The organism is Phocaeicola sp. HCN-6420 (assembly GCF_037890145.1).
Taxonomy (GTDB): domain Bacteria; phylum Bacteroidota; class Bacteroidia; order Bacteroidales; family Bacteroidaceae; genus Phocaeicola.
Genome location: NZ_JBBKBJ010000019.1, coordinates 36,548 through 60,703, shown reverse-complemented (window position 1 = coordinate 60,703; position 24,156 = coordinate 36,548). Strand labels below are relative to the sequence as shown.

General features: G+C 39.9%; 13 protein-coding genes. All 13 read left to right on the top strand.

What is annotated here, in order from left to right; all coding sequences use genetic code 11:
• The first annotated feature begins 104 nt into the window (after positions 1-104).
• The 13 genes from WKT12_RS11510 to WKT12_RS11450 all read left to right on the top strand — a co-directional run bounded on the left by WKT12_RS11510 (position 105) and on the right by WKT12_RS11450 (position 24,075).
• Positions 105-1,100, top strand: coding sequence for a glycoside hydrolase family 43 protein (locus WKT12_RS11510; protein ID WP_340319762.1), 996 nt, complete (start codon positions 105-107; stop codon positions 1,098-1,100).
• 185 nt (positions 1,101-1,285) lie between these two features.
• The gene (gene lgt / locus WKT12_RS11505) at positions 1,286-2,113 is read left to right on the top strand and encodes a prolipoprotein diacylglyceryl transferase (protein ID WP_340319759.1); all 828 of its coding nucleotides are present in this window, start codon (positions 1,286-1,288) and stop codon (positions 2,111-2,113) included.
• 273 nt (positions 2,114-2,386) lie between these two features.
• On the top strand, positions 2,387-5,413 hold the full coding sequence (locus WKT12_RS11500) for a SusC/RagA family TonB-linked outer membrane protein (RefSeq protein WP_445323143.1): 3,027 nt from the start codon (positions 2,387-2,389) through the stop codon (positions 5,411-5,413).
• A 26-nt stretch (positions 5,414-5,439) separates the two neighbouring features.
• Complete coding sequence (locus tag WKT12_RS11495; RefSeq protein WP_340319757.1) at positions 5,440-7,173, top strand: RagB/SusD family nutrient uptake outer membrane protein; 1,734 nt, start codon at positions 5,440-5,442, stop codon at positions 7,171-7,173.
• Positions 7,174-7,194: 21 nt separating this feature from the next.
• On the top strand, positions 7,195-8,607 hold the full coding sequence (locus tag WKT12_RS11490; protein WP_445323142.1) for a DUF4960 domain-containing protein: 1,413 nt from the start codon (positions 7,195-7,197) through the stop codon (positions 8,605-8,607).
• Between the two features lie 65 nt (positions 8,608-8,672).
• Entirely contained in the window at positions 8,673-10,247 is a 1,575-nt protein-coding gene (locus WKT12_RS11485) for a glycoside hydrolase domain-containing protein (RefSeq protein ID WP_340319755.1), read from the top strand.
• A gap of 19 nt (positions 10,248-10,266) precedes the next feature.
• On the top strand, positions 10,267-12,078 hold the full coding sequence (locus tag WKT12_RS11480) for a DUF4980 domain-containing protein (protein WP_445323141.1): 1,812 nt from the start codon (positions 10,267-10,269) through the stop codon (positions 12,076-12,078).
• 275 nt (positions 12,079-12,353) lie between these two features.
• Positions 12,354-14,762 carry a hypothetical protein gene (locus tag WKT12_RS11475; RefSeq protein ID WP_021969861.1) on the top strand — a complete coding sequence of 803 codons (2,409 nt, stop codon included), beginning with the start codon at positions 12,354-12,356 and terminating at the stop codon, positions 14,760-14,762.
• A gap of 180 nt (positions 14,763-14,942) precedes the next feature.
• Complete coding sequence (locus WKT12_RS11470; protein ID WP_021969862.1) at positions 14,943-16,820, top strand: GH32 C-terminal domain-containing protein; 1,878 nt, start codon at positions 14,943-14,945, stop codon at positions 16,818-16,820.
• Between the two features lie 120 nt (positions 16,821-16,940).
• Entirely contained in the window at positions 16,941-19,130 is a 2,190-nt protein-coding gene (locus WKT12_RS11465; protein WP_340319754.1) for an alpha-galactosidase, read from the top strand.
• Positions 19,131-19,160: 30 nt separating this feature from the next.
• Positions 19,161-20,330, top strand: coding sequence for an MFS transporter (locus WKT12_RS11460; RefSeq protein ID WP_021969864.1), 1,170 nt, complete (start codon positions 19,161-19,163; stop codon positions 20,328-20,330).
• A 22-nt stretch (positions 20,331-20,352) separates the two neighbouring features.
• Positions 20,353-21,243 (top strand): carbohydrate kinase family protein, encoded by an 891-nt coding sequence (locus tag WKT12_RS11455; protein ID WP_340319753.1) that lies wholly within the window; start codon positions 20,353-20,355, stop codon positions 21,241-21,243.
• A 93-nt stretch (positions 21,244-21,336) separates the two neighbouring features.
• Entirely contained in the window at positions 21,337-24,075 is a 2,739-nt protein-coding gene (locus WKT12_RS11450; RefSeq protein ID WP_340319752.1) for a hybrid sensor histidine kinase/response regulator transcription factor, read from the top strand.
• Positions 24,076-24,156 lie beyond the last annotated feature (81 nt).

The window sequence follows — 24,156 nt, the reverse complement described above, 5'->3', positions numbered from 1 at the left end:
CGATTCTTTACATCTTTGTTGGCTGACTAATATATAATATTTGAAAAAGTATGAGATTTATCAATAAAAAAGAGGTTTGTTGTTGGGCAGTGAGTTTACTGTTTATGGTTGGATGTCAAACATCACAGAAGAAGAATATGGTTGCTTCTGAAATTGTTTCTGGAGAAATTTGGAATGATACTGACGGCAATCCGATAAATGCCCATGGAGGAGGAATACTTTATCATGAGGGGACTTATTATTGGTATGGTGAATATAAGATTGGTAAGACTGTATTGCCTGAATGGGCTACATGGGAATGTTTCCGTACCGATGTGTCTGGGGTAAGCTGTTACTCTTCGAGAGATTTATCTACATGGAAGTTTGAAGGCTTAGTACTTCCAGCCGTAAAGAATGATACATTACACGACTTACATCCATCTCAAGTATTAGAACGTCCTAAAGTCGTCTATAATACGACTACAAAAAAGTTTGTTATGTGGATGCATATTGATAGCCCCGACTATTTGAAAGCTGCTGCAGGAGTCGCTGTAAGTGATTCTCCAGTAGGTCCTTTTACATATTTAGGAAGTTTCCGTCCTAATAATGCAATGAGTCGTGACCAGACGGTTTTTGTAGATGACAATGGAAAAGCATATCATTTTTATTCGTCAGAGGATAATAAGACAATGTATATAAGTGAATTGACCAGCGATTACTTGAAACCTAACGGACACTTTACACGTAATTTTATTGGCATGAGTCGTGAGGCACCTGCTGTATTTAAATATAACGGAAAGTATTATTTGCTTTCTTCAGGTTGTACTGGATGGGATCCTAATCAGGCAGAATTGGCAGTTGCCGATTCTATAATGGGGCCATGGACAATTATAGGCAATCCATGTGTAGGAAAGGATGCTGATAAAACCTTTTATGCACAGAGTACTTTCGTCTTACCTGTACATGGTATGAATAATGCTTATATAGCTATGTTCGACCGTTGGAAGAAGACAAACCTTCAGGATTCACGTTATATATGGCTTCCTCTTTCCATTGCTAATGATGGAAGTATAACAATTCCATGGAGAGAACGATGGAAGCTTGACGAAGTTTTCAAATAGTGTATATATAAAAATATGTTTCCGTATTATTGGATATTGTTGATTGAAAACATATTCATTAATGCGGAAACGTTCTTATATAATAAATGTATCTCTATTTCAAAAAAAATGTTCAGAAGCCAATGGACGAAAGCTGTTTTTTTATTTTCTTTGCGTCTGCATAATTTAAAAAGAAAAAACTTATTATGACGTTAGCGAGTATTGTTTGGGATGTAGATCCTGTCTTGGTGCATTTAGGTTCTCTTGAAATCCGTTGGTATGGATTAATGTGGGGACTTGGGTTCATTTTGGCTTATGAGATAGTATCACGTTTGTTTAAAAAGGAAGGCTATCCTGATTATTGGGCAGACAAACTGTTTGTATATTGTATTATAAGTAGTGTGATTGGTGCTCGATTGGGCCATTGCCTATTTTATGAATGGGATTTTTATGGAGCACATCCTATAGAGATATTGAAGATATGGAAAGGAGGACTTGCCAGTCATGGAGGTGTTTTTGCTCTGATTCTGGCTTTAATTTGGTATTCAAAAAAGGTAACGAAAAAAAGTGTTTGGTGGCTCTTCGACCGTATGATTCCGGCTGTAGCGGTTGTTTGTATTTGTATCCGCTTCGGAAACTTAATGAATTCTGAAATCTTTGGCTTCCCGACTTCTCTTCCATGGGGATTTGAATTTATACGTTCTCGTGAGTGGCAAGAGTTGTACAATCAGAATGGAGTAGCCCAGCCGTGTCATCCTACTCAGATTTATGAAATGCTTTATTGCCTGGTGGCGTTGATAACTTCATGGCTGATGTATTATAAGTTCCATTTGCAAAGACAGATAGGCTTAATAACGGGAGTTTCTTTACTTATATTCTTTGGAGCCCGTTTTGGCTTGGAATTTATGAAAAATCCGCAGGTAGCGGAAGAGGTTAATATGACTTTGAACATCGGACAGTTGTTAAGTTTGCCTCTCATATTGTTAGGTATATATCTGATTGCTACAAGTAAAAAACGTAAGGAGGCTTTCTGAAAATAGAATCAGACTGACTGTTAGTTTTGTTTGTAAGAATGTTTCATCCTCGCCTAAAAATGTAACATGCAACATTTTTAGGCGAGAATGAAACATTTTTTATATACTTTAAAAATCTCGGCCAGTACATTTGCACTACCGTCTTGAACGGTTCTATGGAATACGTAAATGTTAAACTTAATCTATGTGTAAATGGAAAGCATAAAAAGAACATTCCTTTTAACACTCCTTATTTTAATGGTGTGTTCGGTGGTGCAAGCACAAAGTTTGCAAATGTCGGGAACTATAGTTTCCAAGTCTGATGGACAGCCCGTAATCGGGGCGACAATTCTTGAACAAGGTACGACCAATGGTACGATTACAGATTTTGATGGAAAGTTTTCTTTAGCAGTTAAGCCGGGGGCGGAAATTTCTATTTCGTATATAGGATTCAAGACTCAGGTCGTAAAAGCTCAAAGTGTCTTAAACATTGTTTTGGAAGAAGACACAGAGGTGTTGGATGAAGTTGTTGTAACAGGTTATACCACTCAACGCAAGGCTGATTTGACAGGAGCCGTTTCTGTTGTCAGTGTGGATGAACTTTCCAAGCAGAATGAAAACAATCCGATGAAGGCTTTACAAGGTCGTGTGCCAGGTATGAATGTTACAGCGGATGGTAATCCAAGTGGCTCAACAACCATTCGTATACGTGGTGTCGGTACCTTGAATAACAATGACCCTCTTTATATTATTGATGGTGTGCCGACAAAGGCAGGTATGCATGAATTGAATGGTAATGATATCGAATCTATTCAGGTCTTGAAGGATGCAGCTTCCGCTTCTATTTATGGTTCTCGTGCTGCTAATGGCGTTATTATCATTACAACCAAAAAAGGAAAAGATGGTCAGTTGAAAATTGACTTTGATGCATCTGTTTCGGCTTCTATGTACAATAATAAAATGGAAGTCTTGAATGCGCAGGAATATGGCCAGGCTATGTGGCAGGCTTATGTAAATGGTGGTCAGGATCCGAATACCAACCCGCTGGGATATAAATACAACTGGGGATACGATAGCAATGGTTATCCTCAATTGAATGGTATTACTATGTCTCGCTTCCTTGATTCTAATAATACTGTACCATCTGCTGATACAGACTGGTTTGATGAAACAACCCGTACCGGTGTTATTCAGCAATACAATGTATCAGTAAGTAATGGTTCTGAAAAAGGTTCTTCTTTCTTCTCTTTAGGATATTACAAAAACTTAGGTATTATTAAAGATACCGATTTCGAGCGTTTCTCTGCTCGTATGAACTCTGATTATAATCTGATTGGCAAGGTGTTGACGGTTGGAGAACATTTTACCTTGAACCGTACTTCAGAAGTTCAGGCTCCGGGCGGTTTCTTGGAAAATGTGTTACAGTTTAATCCGTCTTTGCCTGTATACGACATCAATGGGGAATATGCTGGTCCTGTAGGTGGCTATCCTGACCGTGAAAACCCGGTAGCTCGTCTGGATAGAAATTCAGATAACCGTTATACTTATTGGCGTTTGTTCGGTGATGCATATATCAACTTGAATCCGTTCAAAGGCTTTAATATCCGTTCGACTTTTGGTTTGGATTATGCTCAAAAGGAACAGCGTATCTTTACATATCCTATCACCGAAGGTAACGTTGCAAACGACAAGAATGCCGTAGAAGCTAAACAAGAACACTGGACCAAATGGATGTGGAATGCCGTAGCTACTTATAATTTGGAAGTTGGCAAACATCGTGGTGATGTGATGGTTGGTATGGAGTTGAACCGTGAAGATGATAGCTGGTTTTCTGGATATAAAGAAGATTTCAGTATTTTGAATCCGGATTATATGTGGCCGGATGCCGGTACAGGAACGGCTCAGGCTTATGGCTCGGGTGAAGGATATTCTCTGGTTTCCTTCTTTGGTAAATTGAACTATACTTACGATGATAAGTATCTGCTTTCTTTGACGGTTCGTCGTGATGGCTCTTCTCGTTTCGGTAAGAATAATCGTTATGCTACTTTCCCCTCTGTTTCTTTGGGATGGCGTATCAGCAACGAAAAGTTCATGAAAGAACTCACTTGGCTGAATGATTTGAAAATTCGTGCTTCATGGGGGCAGACAGGTAACCAGGAAATCTCAAATATCGCCCGTTACACCATTTACGTTCCGAATTATGGTGTAAGTGAATCGGGAGGACAGAGCTACGGTACTTCTTATGATATTGCTGGTACAAATGGAGGAAGTATCCTGCAATCTGGATTTAAGCGTAATCAGATTGGAAACGATGATATCAAATGGGAAACAACTACTCAGACCAACTTAGGTTTCGATTTCTCTATATTCGACCAGACATTGTATGGATCATTCGACTGGTTCTATAAAAAGACAACCGATATTCTTGTTCAGATGGCCGGTATCGCAGCCATGGGTGAAGGTAGTACTCAATGGATTAATGCCGGTGAAATGGAAAATAAAGGTTTCGAGTTGAATATTGGTTATCGTAATACAACAGCCTTTGGATTGAAATACGATTTGAATGGTAATATTTCTGCTTACCGTAATAAGATTACAGCTCTTCCTGCAACAGTGGCTGCAAATGGTACATTTGGTGGTAATGGAGTAGAAAGTGTTGTTGGTCATCCGAATGGTGCACAGGTTGGTTATGTTGCTGATGGTATCTTTAAGTCACAAGCTGATATCGATAATCATGCTACTCAGGAAGGCGCTGGATTGGGACGTATCCGCTGGCGTGATATTGATGGTAACGGTGTTATCAATGAAAAAGACCAGCAGTGGATTTATGATCCGACACCTGCATTCAGTTATGGATTGAATATCTATCTGGAATATAAGAATTTTGACTTGACTTTGTTCTGGCAAGGCGTTCAGGGAGTTGATATCATCAGTGATTTGAAAAAGGAAACAGACTTGTGGAGTGGTTTGAATATTGGTTTCTTGAACAAAGGTAAACGCGTTCTTGATGCATGGACTCCGACTAATCCGGATTCAGATATCCCAGCATTGTCACGTGATGATATAAATAATGAAAAACGTGTGTCTACTTATTTTGTAGAAAATGGTTCATACCTGAAACTGCGTAATCTTCAGATTGGTTACAATGTTCCGGAGAATTTTGCAAAGAAAATGAAGATGGAACGCCTGCGTCTTTATTTAAGTGCACAGAACTTACTTACAATTAAGAGTAAAAATTTTACGGGCGTCGATCCGGAAAACCCGAATTTTGGTTATCCGATTCCTTTGAACTTGACTTTTGGTGTTAATGTCAGCTTTTAAAACAAGTAACTATTAAAATGGAAATTATGAGAAAATTATTATATGCAACAGTTTTAGGACTTACCTTAACTTGTTCTGGATGTTCCGATTTTTTGGAGGACCAGGTACCACAAGGAACCATTGATAATGAACAGTTACAGAATCCTGAATATGTAGATAACCTGGTCGTTTCGGCTTATGCGGTATGGATTTCTGCAGAAGATATCAACTCTTCTTTCTCTATGTGGAACTATGATGTTCGCTCGGACGACGCTTATAAAGGTGGAAATGGTACGGAGGATGGAGATGTATTTCATACATTGGATATCTCTCAAGGTATCATGACTACAGCATGGAATATCAGTGATATGTGGCAGCGTTTGTATAACTGCATTTCTCGTGCCAATACAGCTTTGCAGTTATTGGATCAGATGGATGAAAGTACTTATCCATTGAAAAACCAGCGTATTGCTGAAATGAAATTCTTGCGTGGACATGGACATTTCTTGCTGAAGCAGTTGTATAAGCATATCGTTTTGGCAAACGATGAAAGTCTTTCTCCTGAGGAATACAATAATCTGTCGAATACAACTTATACAAATGATGAGAGTTGGCAGCAGATAGCAAATGATTTCCAGTTTGCTTATGATTATCTGCCGGATACACAAGCCGATAAAGGTCGTCCTACCAAAGCTGCTGCAGCTGCTTATCTGGCTAAGACCTATTTGTACAAGGCCTATCGTCAGGACAATCCTGAAAACAATGAGGTGACAAGCATTAATGCTGAAGATTTGGCAAAGGTCGTTCAGTATACAGAAAAATCAATCATGTCGGCCGGAGGTTACGGCTTGGAACCGGATTTTCATAATAACTTCCGCCCGGAACCTCAGTATGAAAACGGATGCGAATCTTTGTGGGCTATGCAGTATTCCATGAATGATGGTACGAACAATGGTAACTGTAACTGGTCGTATGGTTTGATTGTTCCGAATATTCCGGGTGTAACAGATGGCGGTTGTGATTTCTATAAACCGAGCCAGAATCTGGTAAATGCATTTAGAACAGATAAAGACGGACATCCGTTGTTCGATACCTTTAATAATAGTGACTACAATGTAACTGCTGATAATGCAGACCCTCGTCTGTTCCTGACTGTAGGTATGCCGGGGTTCCCGTACGAGTTCAATAAGAAGTACATGATGGATAAGTCTTCTACCTGGAGCCGTAGTAATGGTCTGTATGGTTATTACGTTACATTGAAACAGAATGTAGATCCGGATAGTGGATATTTGATAAAAGGTGGATGGTGGGGAAGCCCTATGAACCATATCGTTCTTCGTTATGCTGATGTGTTGTTGATGCGTGCAGAGGCATTGATCCAGTTGAATGACGGACGTATTGGTGAAGCTGTTGACTTGATTAATGAATTACGTAACCGTGCAAGCCAGAGCACAACCATGATTGCAGATTATCCTTCTACTTATGGAGTTACTTTCTACGTAAAACCTTATACAGGAACTTATACAAAGGATGAAGCTTTGAAGATGTTGAAATTTGAACGTCGTGTAGAACTGGCTATGGAATGTGATCGTTTCTTCGATTTGGTACGTTGGGGAGAAGCCGATCAGGTCCTGAATAAGTTTTATGCAGAAGAGGCAAACGACTGTACTATTTACTCGAATGCTTCGTTCACTAAAAATAAAAATGAATACCTGCCTATACCATTCGCTCAGATAAGTGCTAGTAACGGTCACTATACACAGAACTGTGGAGGTTGGTAATTAAATTGTAAATCTTAATAAATGAATATTATGAATGCAATAAAACATATTAATAAAGTTTTTTTTATCCTTCTCTCCTTGATTTTTATTGTGGGATGTGATGATGATAACACTTCAGACCTTCAATTGAGTGGAGATACTTGGTTGAAAACCTTGAAACTGGACGAATATCAGGGGATCATTGATAATTCGACTAAATCGGTCGTGGTGGGAGTACCTGTTGATTATAATACAGATGCGATGAAAGTTACAGCAATTGAAGTTTCCGATGGTGCGGAAGCTTCAATGAAAGTGGGAGATGTTGTCAATTTCTCTTTTCCTCAAACAATAAAGGTTACAAATGGTGATGCCTTTTTAGATTATACCGTTACTGTAAAGCATGATGAGGCCAAAATTACATCGTTCAAGTTGAATAATGAGTATACAGGTATTATCGATGAAGAAAATCATTCTATCGTGGTACGAATACCGACAAGTGCTGATATAACCAGTCTGATTCCTACGATTGAAACAACGGAGGGAGCTACTGTATCTCCGGCATCAGGACAGGCTGTCGACTTTACTGATCCGGTAGAATTTACGGTTACTTATCAAAGTGCAACTACTGTTTATGTTGTAAGTGTGGTTCAGTCTGACTCTCCAAGTGCTGTATATGTAGGTTTGGCTTCTTCAATAGACGAACTGAATCCGGAGGAAAAGGAAGCTGCAAACTGGATGTTGAAGAATATTCCGAATGCTCAGTATTTGTCGTTCGATGATATCCGTGCGGATAGAGTTAAATTGGATGAGTGTAAGGTAATATGGTGGCATCTGCATATCGATGGTGGCATTGATTCTATGACTAAGTTTGAAGCTGCTGCTCCGAGTGCAGTACAGGCCGTTTCGAAGATTAAAGAGTTTTATGAAAACGGAGGTAGTTTGTTGCTGACTCGTTTTGCTACATTCTATGCAGCCCAATTAGGTATTACAAAAGATGACAATGCTCCTAATAACTGCTGGGGCCAGTCAGAAGAAACTGCGGAAATAACTACGGGACCATGGAGCTTCTTTGTTACCAACCATGCAGATCATCCACTTTATGAAGGCGTTGTTTCAACAATCGATGGTAAGGATGGTGTTTATATGTGTGATACCGGTTACAGAATTACCAATAGTACCGCTCAGTGGCATATCGGTTCCGATTGGGGAGGATATGATACTCTGAATGCTTGGGAAGCAAATCATGGCGCTATTAGTTTAGGATATGGAGGCGATGGTTCTGTGGTTGCATGGGAATATCCTTCAAACGGAACAACCGGTGGAGTACTTTGCATTGGTTCTGGATGTTATGACTGGTATGCTTATGGAGTAGATACTTCTGCCGACCAGTATCATGGAAATGTCGCAAAAGTTACTCAGAATGCTATTAATTATTTAATAAGCGAGTCAAAATAAATATTTAATAATAGTTGTCCGATAAAGGACATTTATCGGACAACGTTAACTTAACAATGTAATTTATGAAAACAATGATATATTCTTTAGCTTTAGCAGCCCTTATGTCATTAGGTAGTTGTAATGACGATGATCCTATATTGACACAAAAGGATTGGGATGGTACAGCGACGTATTTCGCTTCGACAGACGAACAGTTCTCTACTTATTATAAACCGTATGTGGGTTATGTAGGCGATCCGATGCCGTTTTATGATCCGGTAGAACAGGACTTTAAGATTTTATATTTGCAGGAATTTCGTCCTAATCAGGAGGCAACCTATCATCCTATTTGGGGGGTAAGTACAAAGAATGTGGGTTCGTATCAGTCATTAGGTGAGGTGATTCCTACCGGAAGTGCTTCGGAAGCTGATGCTGCGATAGGTACAGGAAGTACGATTTATAATGAGTCTGAAAAATTATATTATACATTCTATACAGGACATACTTCAAGTCTGGAAGTTGTAATGATGGCAACTTCATCCGATTTTAAGAGCTGGACCAAAAGCAAGACTTTCTATTTGCAGGGCAATGACTATGGATATAGTGCAAAAGATTTCCGTGATCCGTTTGTCTTTAAAGGAGACGATGGTGTATATCACATGATTGTTTCTACTCAGCAGGGAACCAAAGGTGTGCTGGCCGAATTCGTTTCTTCTGACTTGAAGTCCTGGGAACACAAAGGAGTATTCATGTCTATGATGTGGGATCGTTTCTACGAATGTCCGGATGTCTTTAAGATGGGTGACTGGTGGTATCTGGTGTATTCAGAAAAACATGTTGCTATCCGTAAAGTTCAGTATTTTAAAGGACATACGCTGGAAGAACTGAAGGCATGTACAGCCAATGATGCAGGTATATGGCCGGATGATCATGAAGGTCTTTTGGATTCTCGTGCTTTCTATGCCGGAAAGACTGCTTCGGATGGTACTAACCGTTATATCTGGGGATGGTGTCCGACACGTGAAGGTAATGACAATACAGCTGTAGGAGCCGATCCGAATGAACCTCAATGGGCAGGTAACCTGGTTGCTCATCGTATTATCCAGCACGAAGATGGTACTTTGTCATTGGGTAGTGTAGAAGGCATCGACAAGAAATATACTTCAAAATCATCGTTGAAGGTTATGGCAAAAAGCGATAATGGAGTAAATGAAAACGCTGGCAATTATGTCTTGACGGGAGATGCTTTCGTGTTATTCAACCGCTTGAATGTTGCTAATAAGATCTCTTTTACTGTAAAGACTACAGACAAGACTGATAAGTTTGGATTCTCATTGGTTCGTGGAACCGATTCGAAGAAATATTATTCGATTGTTGTTAATCCGGAAGATAACGGTAATAAGAAGAAATTGAATTTTGAAGAACAGGGAGAAGAAGGTAGGGGATTCATCAATGGTATTGACGGATACCTGTTCAATACTCCTTCCGATAATGAGTATCATGTAACTGTTTATACTGACAATTCTGTTTGTGTTGTTTATATCAATGATAACGTTGCCTATACAAATCGTATTTATGGCACGCAAAAGAATTGTTGGTCTATTAACTGCTACGAAGGTACCGTTGAGGTAAGCAATGTTGAAGTAAGTTATTATTAATATACTGATTAATTGATTTATGAATTTGAATTTATTTTTATCAAAGAATAGTCTGTTGACCGTTATGTTGGGCTTTTCACTGACGGCTCAAGGTGTAGAGAATAATGTGAATGTTAAGCATCTGGCTAATGAACAAAATATTGTTGTTTTAGATACCGTGAAGAAGTTTTTACTTCTTCCCGTTCAGGAGAATGCGCCGGAAGGTAAGGTTAACATTATTGTTAATAATCAGTTTCAGTTAGATCAGAGCATCAATGTTCGCCTGGCTCGTGAAAGAGTTGATTATTATGTACCATTGGATTTGTCTGCTTATGCGGGAAAGACTATTTCGATCGATATTACGGGTATGCCCTCTTCTTCATTGTGCTGGGAGGAAATAAAGGTTTCTGATACTTTCGATTCTGCCAATCGTGAGAAATTCCGTCCTGTTTATCATCATACTCCGGTATATGGCTGGATGAATGATCCGAACGGTATGTTCTACAAGGATGGTGTCTATCACTTGTATTTCCAATATAATCCTTATGGATCAATGTGGGGAAATATGACATGGGGACATTCTACAAGTACTGATTTGGTACATTGGACGGATGAAGGTACTTCAATCGTAGCAGATGCATGGGGTACTATTTTCAGTGGATCTTGTGTGGTTGATAAAGATAATACTGCCGGTTTCGGTAAAGGTGCTGTCATTGCATTCTATACGTCAGCTAAACCAAGTCCGTGGGGAGATGTACAATCTCAAAGTATGGCATACAGCTTGGATAATGGTAAGACTTTTACCAAATATGAGCATAATCCGATTCTGACTTCTTCTGAACGTGATTTCCGTGATCCGAAAGTATTCTGGTATGCTCCAGGTAAGCATTGGGTGATGATGCTGGCTGTAGGACAGGAAATACAGATTTATTCCTCTCCTAATTTAAAGGACTGGAAGAAAGAAAGCAGTTTCGGCACTATGCAAGGTGCACATGGTGGTGTATGGGAATGCCCTGATCTGGTAGAGGTTCCGGTTGAAGGTACGAAAGAAAAGAAATGGGTGCTCATCTGCAACATCAATCCGGGCGGACCGTTCGGAGGTAGTGCCACACAATATTTTGTTGGACACTTTGATGGTAAGGTATTTGTAAATGAATCTCCTACTCTGACCAAATGGATGGACTGGGGAAAAGATAACTATGCTACTGTTACATGGAGTAATGCTCCAGCCGGTCGTTGTATAGCGTTGGGCTGGATGAGTAACTGGCAATATGCAAATAATGTTCCTACGACTCAGTATCGTAGTACGAATACAATTGCGCGCGACCTTACTCTTTATAAAGTAGATGAGGAGTTGTATTTGCGGAGTAAACCTTCTGCTGAAATAGAAAAAGCACGTGGAAAAAAGATAAATCTTCCAGCTTTCAAGGTTTCAGGTATACACGAAGTCGAAAGTCTGTTGACAGATAATAATGGAGCTTATGAATTGGATATGATAATAGAAAATGCTGGTAGCTCGAAAATAGCCTTTTCTCTGGTGAATGGAAAAGGTGAGAAAGTATCGATGTATTATGATGTCGTGCGTAAGCAGTTTGTGATGGACCGTAGTGTTAGTGGAGTTGTTGATTTTAGTCGTGATTTTCCTGCAGTAACAGTGGCTCCTGTAGACAATACAGATACTATCCATCTTCGTTTGTTTGTCGATCGATCCAGTATCGAAGCATTTGGAGAAGATGGAAAATTTGTAATGACCAACTTGGTATTTCCGGCAGAGCCGTATAATAAATTGATTTTTGAATCAGAAGAAAATGGCTATACCGTAAAATCGTTGGATGTTTATAGATTGCAATAAATCTGGTAACAGACTGGTATCTGGAACAGCTTTCAGCAGAAGCTGTATATAGATATCAGTCTGTTTAATAGGCTACTCTGATAAGCCAAATAGAAATATGATTACACTGTAAGTCGTTTATATACAGGATTGTAAAAATGTTGCTTCGTATGCTATAATTGTTTCATGTAACAAATTTGCTATACGATGTAACATTTCTTATACCTGTTGAAAAGTTAGTTGCGTACCTTTGTGGCAAATAAAAATTCAAATCTTTCATACTAATTTTTAATGCTATGAAGACTGAGAAAAAACAGTTTTGCAATCGTATGGGAGCTGCTGTTCTGCTGCTCGCTTTAGCTTGTGTAAATGGATACGCACAAGAAGAAAACAAATCATCAAACAACGGTAGTTCTAAAGAAGAAGGCAACCGTAATGTTATGTTGAATGCTGCCAGTGCTAACGGACCTCGTGAAATTCAGATTGGTCTTCCTTCTGCAGACGTAAATGTATTGGAAAATGGTGTTCCTGTTACTTATGCAACAAATCCTCACAGTGTTAATTCTTTGTGGCGTGCTGATGCCAGCTTAAGCCATGTGGGACTTCTTAAGATTTCTGAAACTGCTATTACGACGGGTAATATTGGTTATGCTGTAAACTCCTTTACTCAACTGGGTCAAAAAGGTTTTCATGGTACATTAAATTATAAGGCCAACCACTTCGGCATGCAGGAAATTTCGTTAAACCTGAATGGTGAAATCGCGAAAGATTGGTTCTATAGTGGAAGTATTTATCAGGACTTCGATCCGGGAACATTTAAAATCAAATCAACTCCGTTCCAGGATAGAACTCAAATTTACAAGTTTGCTTTAACAAAACGTTATAACAATAATCGTGGTGAGTTTACTGCTATGTATCATTATAGCAACAGTCACCCAGTATATATGTATGCAACTCAGTCTGCTCCGTTTATTTACGTCGGCGATGGTAGCGTAAAAGAGTTTGGTGATTTTGCCCTCGGTACTACATCATATTTGCCTATGGATAATGAAATGGTATATCGTGATATGCGCACGGGCGAATTGAAGAAGACTAATCTTTATGATGCTGTACAGAATAAAGGTAGTGAATTTGTCTTGATGAACGATTATAAGTGGGATAACGGACTGGCATGGAAAGTGGTTATGAAGTACGATCATGCTACAGGTTCATGTGTATACCAGACTCCGATGGAATTGAGTCAGCGTACTAATAGTTCGGTGAATTATCAGTATGAGGCAGCCGATGGTTCTATGCAGCCGTATGATGGAGAATATGTACAGAGCCGTATGTCTTGTCTGAATCGCGGTTTCATTGATGAGTTTATGTTTACTACAGAGTTGTCACGTAAATTGTCGAACGGTACATGGCGCTTGGGATTGAATGAGTGGTATTACGATATTGATTACGCTTCAAATACTACAATGTACGATCAGTCTGTTCCTGTTGATGGCAGTTATCCGGTACGTTTGTGGAATCCGGCTTTTGCTACTTCAACAAGTCGTTCTTATGCAGGAAACGGATATTATTACGATTTCAACAAGAATGCATCTGAATATTATAAGGGTCATGAAAATAAATTGGCTGTTTATTTTACTCATGATTGGGATATTACAGATAAGTTCAATTTGTATTATGGTGCACGTTTCGAGTATCAGGCACTTCGCGGAAACAATGCCGCTGTGAAAAATGCTAATGGTGATTACGTCGGACGTTTTGCTAATTATTATCTTGGTGCAACTGCTGTACCGGTTTACGATGTTGATGGCAATCAGACTGGTTATGCAGCTGGTACTCCGGGTACACAAGGAGCTGTAGCTATTCAGCCTACTCCAATGAATTACGACTGGTTTAATTATGCTTTAAGTGCTGCCGCTACCTATAAGCTAACTGATAAGTTCGGATTTACTGGTGACTTTACTTATATTACTCAGCATCCGAGAATTGAAAATTTTGCACCGGCAACTTTGCCGAACACCGATAAAATCTCAGTACCTCTGGGACGTGCCGGTATTTATTTCAATAATGAATGGTTGAGTTTGACTTCTTTGTTCTCTTATATCTCGAAGACAAACAACAACTCTACGTTGAATCTTCAGCATGCTGTAAATGGTGTGAATGAAATTTTGGCCGCTCCGCTTAATTATGATATCAAGACTTTGGGATGGACCACCGACGTTGTTGCTACTCCGTTCAAAGGATTCGATTTGCACTTCCTGTTTACTTATCAGAAACCGACTTATAAGAAATATGAAACATCGGTTAAGTTCTCTGATGGATATATAGGTCAGATTAATGCTACAGGAAATATCGTAGCAGAAATACCTCAGGTAATTGTTGAAATCGATCCGAGCTATATGATTACCAAAGACTTGAAAATCTGGACTAGCTTCCGTTACTTTAGCAAAACTTACGCTAATATTAACGATGCATATTATTTCAATGGACGTTGGGAAACCTTTGGTGGCTTGAACTGGCAGGTGAACAAAAAATTGTCACTGGGATGTTCTGTTGTCAACTTCTTGAATCAGACCGGAGCCAAAGGTAGTATTGCCGGTGCCGAATTGGTTACTAAAGACGAAGCTGGCAAATATGCTAATACTGTTATGGCTGGTAGTTACATCCGTCCGTTTACAGTTGAGTTCTCAGCTCAAATCAAATTCTGATTTCCAATTTCTTAATTTGTCTTCTGTATGCTCTGTCTTCGCATTTTGCGAAGATGGAGTCAATGAGGAGCGTTTTGATTCTATATTTGTTTTCAATAGGTATTAGTCTATATATAAAAATCGGGTATTTTATTTTAACATAAAAAATTGTATCTTTAAAACATTCTAAAAGCATATACCATGAAACGTAAAATCTTTAATCTGATTTTGGGACAAGCTTTTTTATGTAGCATGATAGCTTGTCAGTCGCAGAAAAATAACCTGACATTCGAAAATCAGGGGGATTCGCTGACTGTCATTCATATAGCCCATCCGGCTAAGTATTTATTGCTTCCTATTCAGGAAACTGCTGGTGAAGGTAAGGTTAAACTCGATACTGGTAGCCCTGCTGATATGGCAATGGACATCCGTCTGGCTGTAGATAGCATAGAGTACTATGTTCCATTCGAATTGCCTCAGGGAGCTGAAGAAGCAACGGTTACTATTGGTAAAGTACCGGCTAAAGCAGTATGTTGGGAAAATATTCAATTATCGGATACTTTTAATACAGCAAATACTGACTACTATCGTCCTATTTATCATCATACTCCTTTGTATGGCTGGATGAACGATGCTAATGGTTTGGTTTATAAGGATGGAGAATATCACTTGTATTTCCAGTATAATCCTTATGGCTCAAAGTGGGGGAATATGCATTGGGGACATTCTGTCAGCAAGGACTTGATTCATTGGGAACACCTGAAGCCTGCTATCGCACGCGATACCTTAGGACATATTTTTTCAGGTAGTTCTATAGTCGATCATAATAACAGCGCAGGCTACGGTAAAGATGCCATGATTGCTTTTTATACATCTGCCAGTGATGAACATGGACAGATTCAGTGTATGGCATATAGCAACGACAACGGACGTACATATACAAAATACGAGAAAAATCCAGTCCTTACTCCTTTTGACGGACTGAAAGATTTCCGCGATCCTAAAGTGTTCTGGTATGAACCGGCTCAGAAATGGTATATGATTGTTTCGGCCGACAAGGAGATGCGTTTCTATTCTTCTTCTAACTTGAAAGACTGGGAATATTTGAGTGGCTTCGGAAAAGGTTACGGTGTACAGCCTAATCAGTTTGAATGTCCGGACTTTATTCAATTACCGGTTGACGGCGATAAGAACAACATGAAATGGGTGATGATTGTTAACATTAACCCTGGATGTATGTTTGGTGGTAGCGCAACAGAATACTTTGTAGGTGACTTTGATGGTAAAGAATTTAAGTGTGATACTAAGCCTGAAGTAACAAAATGGCTTGATTATGGTAAAGACCACTATGCTACAGTATGTTTCTCTAATACTGGTGACCGGACCATTGCTGTGCCTTGGATGAGTAACTGGCAATATGCTAATATCACTCCGATTAAGCAGTACCGTGGCGCTAATGCTTTGCCTCGTGAATTGTCTCTTTATACCAAAGACGGACAAATTTACATGGCTGCCAATGCTGTGAAGGAGACGGAAGCATTGCGTAAGGATACTCGAAAGGTAGACGATTTCACAGTGAATGGTGAATATAAGATTGACGAAATTGTTCCTCAGACAGATGGGGCTTATGAACTGGAAATGGATGTTACTCCAGGTAAAGCGCAAGTCGTAGGATTTGATCTGCTGAATGCTAAAGGCGAGAAAGTTAAGATCTATCTTGACATGAAGGCTGGCAAGCTGGTTACTGATCGTACAGAAAGTGGATTCGTTGATTTGGAGAAAATTGGCAAGTTCGATGTGAATGCTAAAGAAACCGATGATCACCGTAAGACGATGTCTGTCAATTATAAAAATGATTTTGCATTGGGTACATGGGCTCCTCTTTCATTGTGTGAAGGAAAAACTTACCATCTGAATATATTCGTAGATAAGTGTTCGGTAGAAATCTTTGTTGATGGCGGACGTATTGCTATGACAAATCTGGTATTCCCGACTCAACCATACAATGCACTGCGTTTCTATTCTGAAAATGGTGAAGCACAGATAGGCAACATGAAAATATATAAACTGGGACTGTAAACGTATTGACCGTTTCAGTTCCTTGCAAGTTCAGGTTCTGGCGTCCTTTCATGTTCTTTGGAACTTGAACTTGTTTTATTATAAATATTCTCTTCTTTTTTAATTTTTAACCTGCAAACCATGAAACATATTTGTACTTTTGCTCTTGCAGCCTTGATGGGGGTTCAAACGTATGCTGCCGAAAAGCAAATGATCCGTATCTCTACGGATAAGACAGACCTTATTCTTCAGGTCGCTCCTAACGGCAGACTTTACCAGTCTTATTTGGGTGAGAAGCTGCTTCATGAATCTGATTTGGAACAATTGGAGTGGAATATTCATCCTGCTTCCGATGCCAGCGTGATAGAACGTGGCTGGGAAGTATGCAGTACTTCTGGCAATGAGGACTTTTTTGAGCCTGCATGGGGAATGACGCATAGTGATGGCAATCCTTCTACTTGGTTGTATTATGTATCTTCCTCTACAAAAGAAGTCGATGGAGGCACACAGACAGATATCATACTTCGCGATGATAAATATCCTGTAGATGTTACATTGCACTATGTAGCCTATCCAAAGGAAAATATTATTAAAACATGGAGTGAGATAAAGCATCAGGAAAAGAAACCGGTGTCTTTGTTCCGCTATGCTTCTACCATGCTTTATTTCAGTTGTCCGTCGTATTATCTTACCGAATTCAGTGGTGACTGGGCGAAAGAAGTACAAATGAGTAATCAGAAATTGCAGTTTGGTAAGAAAATAGTTGATACCAAGCTGGGAAGTCGTGCTGCTATGCATACTCAACCTTTCTTTATGGTAGGTTTGGGAGAGCCGGTGGCAGAGAATGCAGGTGATGTTTTGATGGGAACTATTGGATGGACTGGAAATTTCCGCTTTACGTTTGAAGTCGATAATGTTGGCAATTTGCGTGTCATTCCTTCTATTAATCCTTATGCTTCTGTATATGAATTGCCGAAGGGGGAGGTTTTCACTACTCCGGAATTTATTTTTACCTTAAGTAAAGGTACAGGAGAGGGAAGTCGTAACTTTCAAAAATGGGCTCGCAGTTACCAGTTGAAAGACGGGCAAGGTTCACGTATGACTTTACTTAATAACTGGGAAAATACAGCTTTCGATTTTGATGAATCTACATTGGCTGAACTGATGAAAGAAGCTAAGGATCTGGGAGTAGATATGTTCTTGCTGGATGATGGCTGGTTTGGCAATAAGTATCCGCGAAACAGTGATAAGGCTGGTTTGGGAGACTGGGAGGCAAATGCACAAAAACTGCCTGGTGGGGTACCGGCACTGGTACGTTATGCCAAGGAGGCTGGTGTTGAATTTGGTATTTGGATAGAACCTGAAATGGTTAATCCCAAAAGTGAACTGATGGAAAAGCATCCCGACTGGGCTATTAGCTATCCTAATCGTGAAACTTATTATTATCGTAACCAGCTTGTACTCGATTTGAGTAATCCTGATGTTCAGGATTATGTATATTCTGTAATAGATAACCTGATGAAGGAGAATCCTGATTTGGCCTATTTTAAATGGGATTGTAATAGCCCTATTACGAATATCTATTCTCCTTATCTGAAGGATAAGCAAGGACGCCTTTATATCGATCATATACGTGGCGTTTATAATGTTATGAAACGTGTTTCTGAAAATTATCCTAAACTTCCGCTTATGCTTTGTTCGGGAGGAGGAGCACGTTGTGATTATGAAGCATTGAAACATTTTACTGAGTTTTGGTGCAGCGATAATACCGATCCGGTAGAACGTATTTACATTCAGTGGGGCTTTTCTCATTTCTTCCCGGCCAAAGCAATGTGTGCTCATGTCACAAGCTGGAACAAGAGTGCTTCTATCAAATTCCGTACTGATGTGGCTTCTATGTGTAAGCTCGGATTTGATATAGGACTGAAAGAATTGTCAAGTGATGAGTTGAGATATTGTCAAACTGCGGTAGCCAATTGGAAACGTTTGTCATCGGTTATCTTAGATGGAGATCAATATCGTCTGGTTTCACCTTACGACTGTAATCATATGGCTGTGAATTACGTAAATGCCGATCAGAGCAAAGTCGTTCTATTCGCTTACGATGTCTATCCACGTTTTGAGGAAAAACTATTCCCGGTTAAGTTGAAAGGATTAAATCCCAATAAGATGTATAAAATTGAAGAAATTAATTTGATGCCTGGAGAAAAGTCGACATTAAAATCCGATGGCAAGATTGTTTCTGGAGATTATCTGATGAAAATTGGCATTGAAGCATTTGGTTTCAAACCTCTTCAGAGCCATGTGATAGAACTTACCGAGCAAAATTAAACTATTTATTTACCATAAAGCTTTACTAAAATGACAACAACCGATAAACTGAAGTACGCTAAATTGGTTCCTATCATGCTTTGCTTTTTTGCAATGGGATTTGTTGATTTGGTAGGAATTGCGTCGAACTATGTGAAAGCGGACTTGAACTTGAGTGATTCAGAGGCTAACATCTTTCCTTCACTGGTATTTTTCTGGTTTCTGATATTCTCTGTTCCTACGGGTATCTTGATGAACAGAATTGGACGTAAGAAAACTGTAATGCTTAGTCTGGCAGTTACTTTCGTGTCACTTCTTATTCCTATTTTTGGTGATAGTTATGGATTCATGCTTTGCTCATTTTCATTGCTGGGTATCGGCAATGCCTTGATGCAAACTTCACTTAATCCATTATTGAGTAATATTATTTCGGGTGATAAACTTGCCAGCTCATTGACATTTGGACAGTTTGTTAAGGCGATTGCCTCTTTCTTGGCTCCGTATATTGCAATGTGGGGTGCAACTCAGGCAATGCCTACCTTCGGATTAGGTTGGCGTGTACTGTTCCCGGTATATATGGTCATAGCTGTTATTGCTGTTTTATGGTTAGGTGCAACTCCTATAGAAGAGGAAAAACCTGATAAGGCTTCTGGATTTGTCAGCTGTCTGAAATTGCTGGGACGTCCGTTTATCTTGCTTTGTTTCCTGGGTATTATGTGCCATGTAGGTATTGACGTTGGTACCAACACTACAGCTCCTAAAATTTTGATGGAACGTTTGGGTATGACGCTTGATGAGGCCGGATTTGCTACCAGTTTGTATTTCATATTCCGTACATTGGGATGTTTTTCTGGAGCTATTATTTTACAGAAGGTGTCTTCGCGTTCTTTCTTTATTGTCAGTGTTATTTGTATGTTATTGGCCATGATAGGACTGTTCATGTCCGATGCAGAAGCAGTTATTTATATTGCTATTGCGTTGATTGGCTTCGGTAACTCTAATATCTTCTCAATTATATTCTCACAGGCTTTGCTTGCTGTACCTGAAAAGAAAAACGAAATTTCGGGATTAATGATTATGGGATTGTTTGGCGGTACGGTCTTTCCGTTGTTTATGGGATTTGCCAGCGATGCTATCGGACAGGATGGAGCAGTGGCTGTAATGACTGTCGGAGTAATATATTTGCTGTTTTATACATTGAAAATTAAAAAGAATGTCTAACTTTGATAAAAGAAACTATAATATGGAAAATACGATTGTCGTAGGAATGGGTGAAGCGCTATGGGATGTGCTTCCCGAAGGAAAGAAAATAGGTGGTGCCCCTGCTAATTTTGCTTATCATGTATCTCAGTTCGGACTGAACAGCCGGGTTGTTAGTGCTGTAGGTGACGACAAGCTTGGCATGGAGATTCTGGATAATTTCCGTGAGAAGAAATTGAATGCAATGGTAGAAATTGTACCTTATCCTACGGGTACGGTACAGGTAGAGCTTGATGATGAGGGAGTACCTTGTTATGATATAAAGGAAGGTGTAGCATGGGATAATATACCTTATACACCGGCACTTGAGGATTTGGCAAAGCATACTAAAGCTGTTTGCTTTGGTTCTCTGGCACAGCGTAGCGTAGTTTCGCGTGAAACGATAAATCGTTTCCTCGATGCTATGTCTACAGAAAATACGTTGAAGATATTCGACATTAATCTTCGTCAGGGATTCTATACCAAAGAAATACTTTGCAATTCTTTTAGAAAGTGCAATGTCTTGAAGATAAATGATGAAGAATTGGTTACCGTGAGCCGTATGTTCGGTTATCCTGGTATCGATCTTCAGGATAAATGTTGGATATTACTTGCCAAGTATAACTTGAAGATGCTGATTCTTACTTGTGGAGTAAATGGAAGTTATGTCTTTACCCCGGGAGATGTTTCTTTTGTTGAAACACCGAAAGTAGAAGTTGCCGATACGGTGGGAGCTGGTGATTCATTTACTGCCGCATTTGTTGCTTCTATTTTGAGCGGTCTGTCTATTGGTGAAGCGCATAAACTGGCTGTAGAAACTTCTGCTTATGTTTGTACGCAGAATGGAGCAATGCCTGTTTTGCCAGAGTCATTGAAAGAACGCGTTATTAAGTAACTCCTTTTTTACCCTGCATATCCTTCACACGCTTTGTTGCCGGAAAGGCAAGGACAAAGCGTGTGAAGGTATCGTTATAAATATACATATACTATGAAACATTCTTTGTTTGCCCTGATTCTGCTATTTTCCCTGTTGCTTGTGGGATGTGCCCCGAGAGAGGTACGTTATGTGATTGGTGTATCGCAATGTAGTGATGATGAGTGGCGCGAACAAATGAATAAGGAACTCCGTCGTGAAGCGTTGTTTTATCCGGGCGTGGAAGTGGATATCCGCACGGCCAAAGATAACAATGCTCAGCAGATAGCCGATATAGAGGCACTTATCTCCCAGCATGTTGATTTGCTGATCGTTTCTCCTAATGAGGCTGAGGCTATTACTCCTATAATCGAAAAAGCATACGATAAAGGAATTCCGGTAGTATTGGTCGACCGGAAAATTCATTCGCGTAAATATACAGCTTATGTAGGGGCAGATAATTATGAAATAGGGCATCATGTCGGGCGTTACATAGCTGAACGTTTGCAGGGAAAAGGAAATCTGGTGGAAGTAACCGGATTGCGTGGCTCTACCTCAGCTTTGGAACGACATCGGGGATTAAAGGACGCTTTAAAGCAAACTCCGGGTATTAAGATTATTGCTTCGGCAGATGCTGCATGGCTTAAAGGAGCTGCTGAATCAGCTTTCGATACAATTCTTTTACGCTATCCTCATATTGACATGGTATTTGCGCATAACGACCGTATGGCAATAGGTGCATACGATGCTGCTGTAAAAAGAAACCGCCAGCATGATATGCTGTTTGTTGGGATAGATGCACTGGCCGGTGAAGGATATGGTGTGGAGCAGGTAGCCGATGGGCATCTGGATGCTACGTTCATTTATCCTACGGGAGGCGATAAAGTTATGGAGGTAGCGATGAATATTCTTCAAGGAAAAGAGTATACTCGTGAAACAAAGTTGTCGACAGCACTGGTCAATAAGGCGAATGCCCGTATCATGCAGATGCAGACTGCTCATATCAGTCAGTTGGATACTAAGATCGAAGTATTAGACAGGTTGCTGGATACATATCTGATGCGCTATTCTTCTCAGAGGATGTTGCTGTATGCCTGCATCGTCATCCTGATCTTGGTAGCGATGTTACTCTTTTTTGTAGTACGTGCATTCTGGACGAAGAACCGGCTGAATGCTGAATTATCTGATCAGAAAAAGCGTCTGGAAGAGCAGCGTGACCAGTTGATAAGTCTTTCCAAGCAATTGGAAGAGGCTACCCATGCCAAACTGGCTTTCTTTACCAATGTTTCACATGATTTTCGTACTCCGCTCACTTTAATAGCCGATCCGGTCAATCAGTTGGCCGAGAGTAAGAATTTAGGAGAGAATGAACGCTTCCTTTTGAATATCATACAAAAGAATGTAACTGTTCTGCTTCGCCTTATCAATCAGATATTAGATTTCCGCAAGTTCGAAAACGGAAAGTTGGATATGACTTTATCTCGTTTCGACATTTCAGAAAATATCAAGGAGTGGACTGATGCATTCCGTACGTTGTCTTATCGTAAGCATATCCATTTTGCTGTATCTGTAGATTCCTCAGACAAAGGCTATATGATGGTAGCCGATGCTGAAAAGATGGAGCGTATTACGTACAATCTGTTATCGAACGCATTTAAGTTTACTCCCGAAAATGGAACTATAGAAGTAAAGCTTTCCATATTCGATAAGGAGAATGTCCGTTGGTTGCGCTATCAGGTTTCTGATACAGGGATAGGAATGCCGGCAGAACATGTAAAGCATATTTTCGAAAGTTTTTATCAGATAGATGTTCATCATGCTGGATCTGGTATCGGATTGGCATTGGTAAAGGCTTTCGTCGAGATGCACGGCGGTACGATTTCGGTAGATAGCAGGAAAGGTAAGGGCACTGTATTTACTATAGAGATGCCGGCCGAACAGCAAGGAGTTCCCGCTGAACATGTAGAAAAGAATGTAATACTAAAAAATTTAAAGGAAGGAGCTGTTGTATCTGCCGATCAGGAAACAATACAGAGCGTACCTGAAGTTGTGGAACGAGATGACAGAGAAACGGTTTTGGTTATCGATGATAATCAAGATGTACGCGATTATGTAAAAGTGCTTCTTCGCGATAATTATACTGTGATAGAGGCGTCCAATGGGCAGGAAGGTGTACAGCAGGCTATGAAGTATGTACCCGATGCGATTATTTGTGACGTAATGATGCCTGTGATGGATGGTATGGAGTGCTGTCGCAGGTTGAAGTCGGAAGTGCAGACTTCCCACATTCCGGTTATGATGTTGACTGCCTATACCATGGATGAACAGAAAGTAAAAGGATATGAATGCGGGGCCGATTCATATATATTGAAGCCTTTCAGCGCTCGTTTGCTGCTGGTTCGTCTGCGTAATCTGATTGATAATCGCCGTCGTCTGCAAAGTTTCTTTGCCGATAAAACTTCGCTCCATAAAGAACCGATTGCCGACTTGGATAAAGGCTTTGTCGAAAAACTGCGGTCGCTGATTGAAGAACAGTTAGGTAACTCCGAATTAAGTGTGGAGGACTTGGGCGATAAGATCGGAATGAGTCGTGTTCAGTTGTATAGAAAAGCCAAGGCACTGACAGGTTATTCTCCGAATGAACTGCTTCGCATAGCCCGTCTGAAGAAAGCAGCTTCATTACTTGCTTCTACCGAAAAAACAATTGCCGAAATTACGTATGAAGTTGGTTTCAGTTCGCCTTCTTATTTTACGAAATGTTATAAAGACTATTTTGGCGAAAGTCCTACTGACTTCTTGAAACGGAAAGGATAATTTCCGCCGATGAATGGAAGAAAACGTCAGCGGGTTTTAAAAAAATGTCCCGACGTTTTCTTCAGTTTCCCGCGAGAGTTT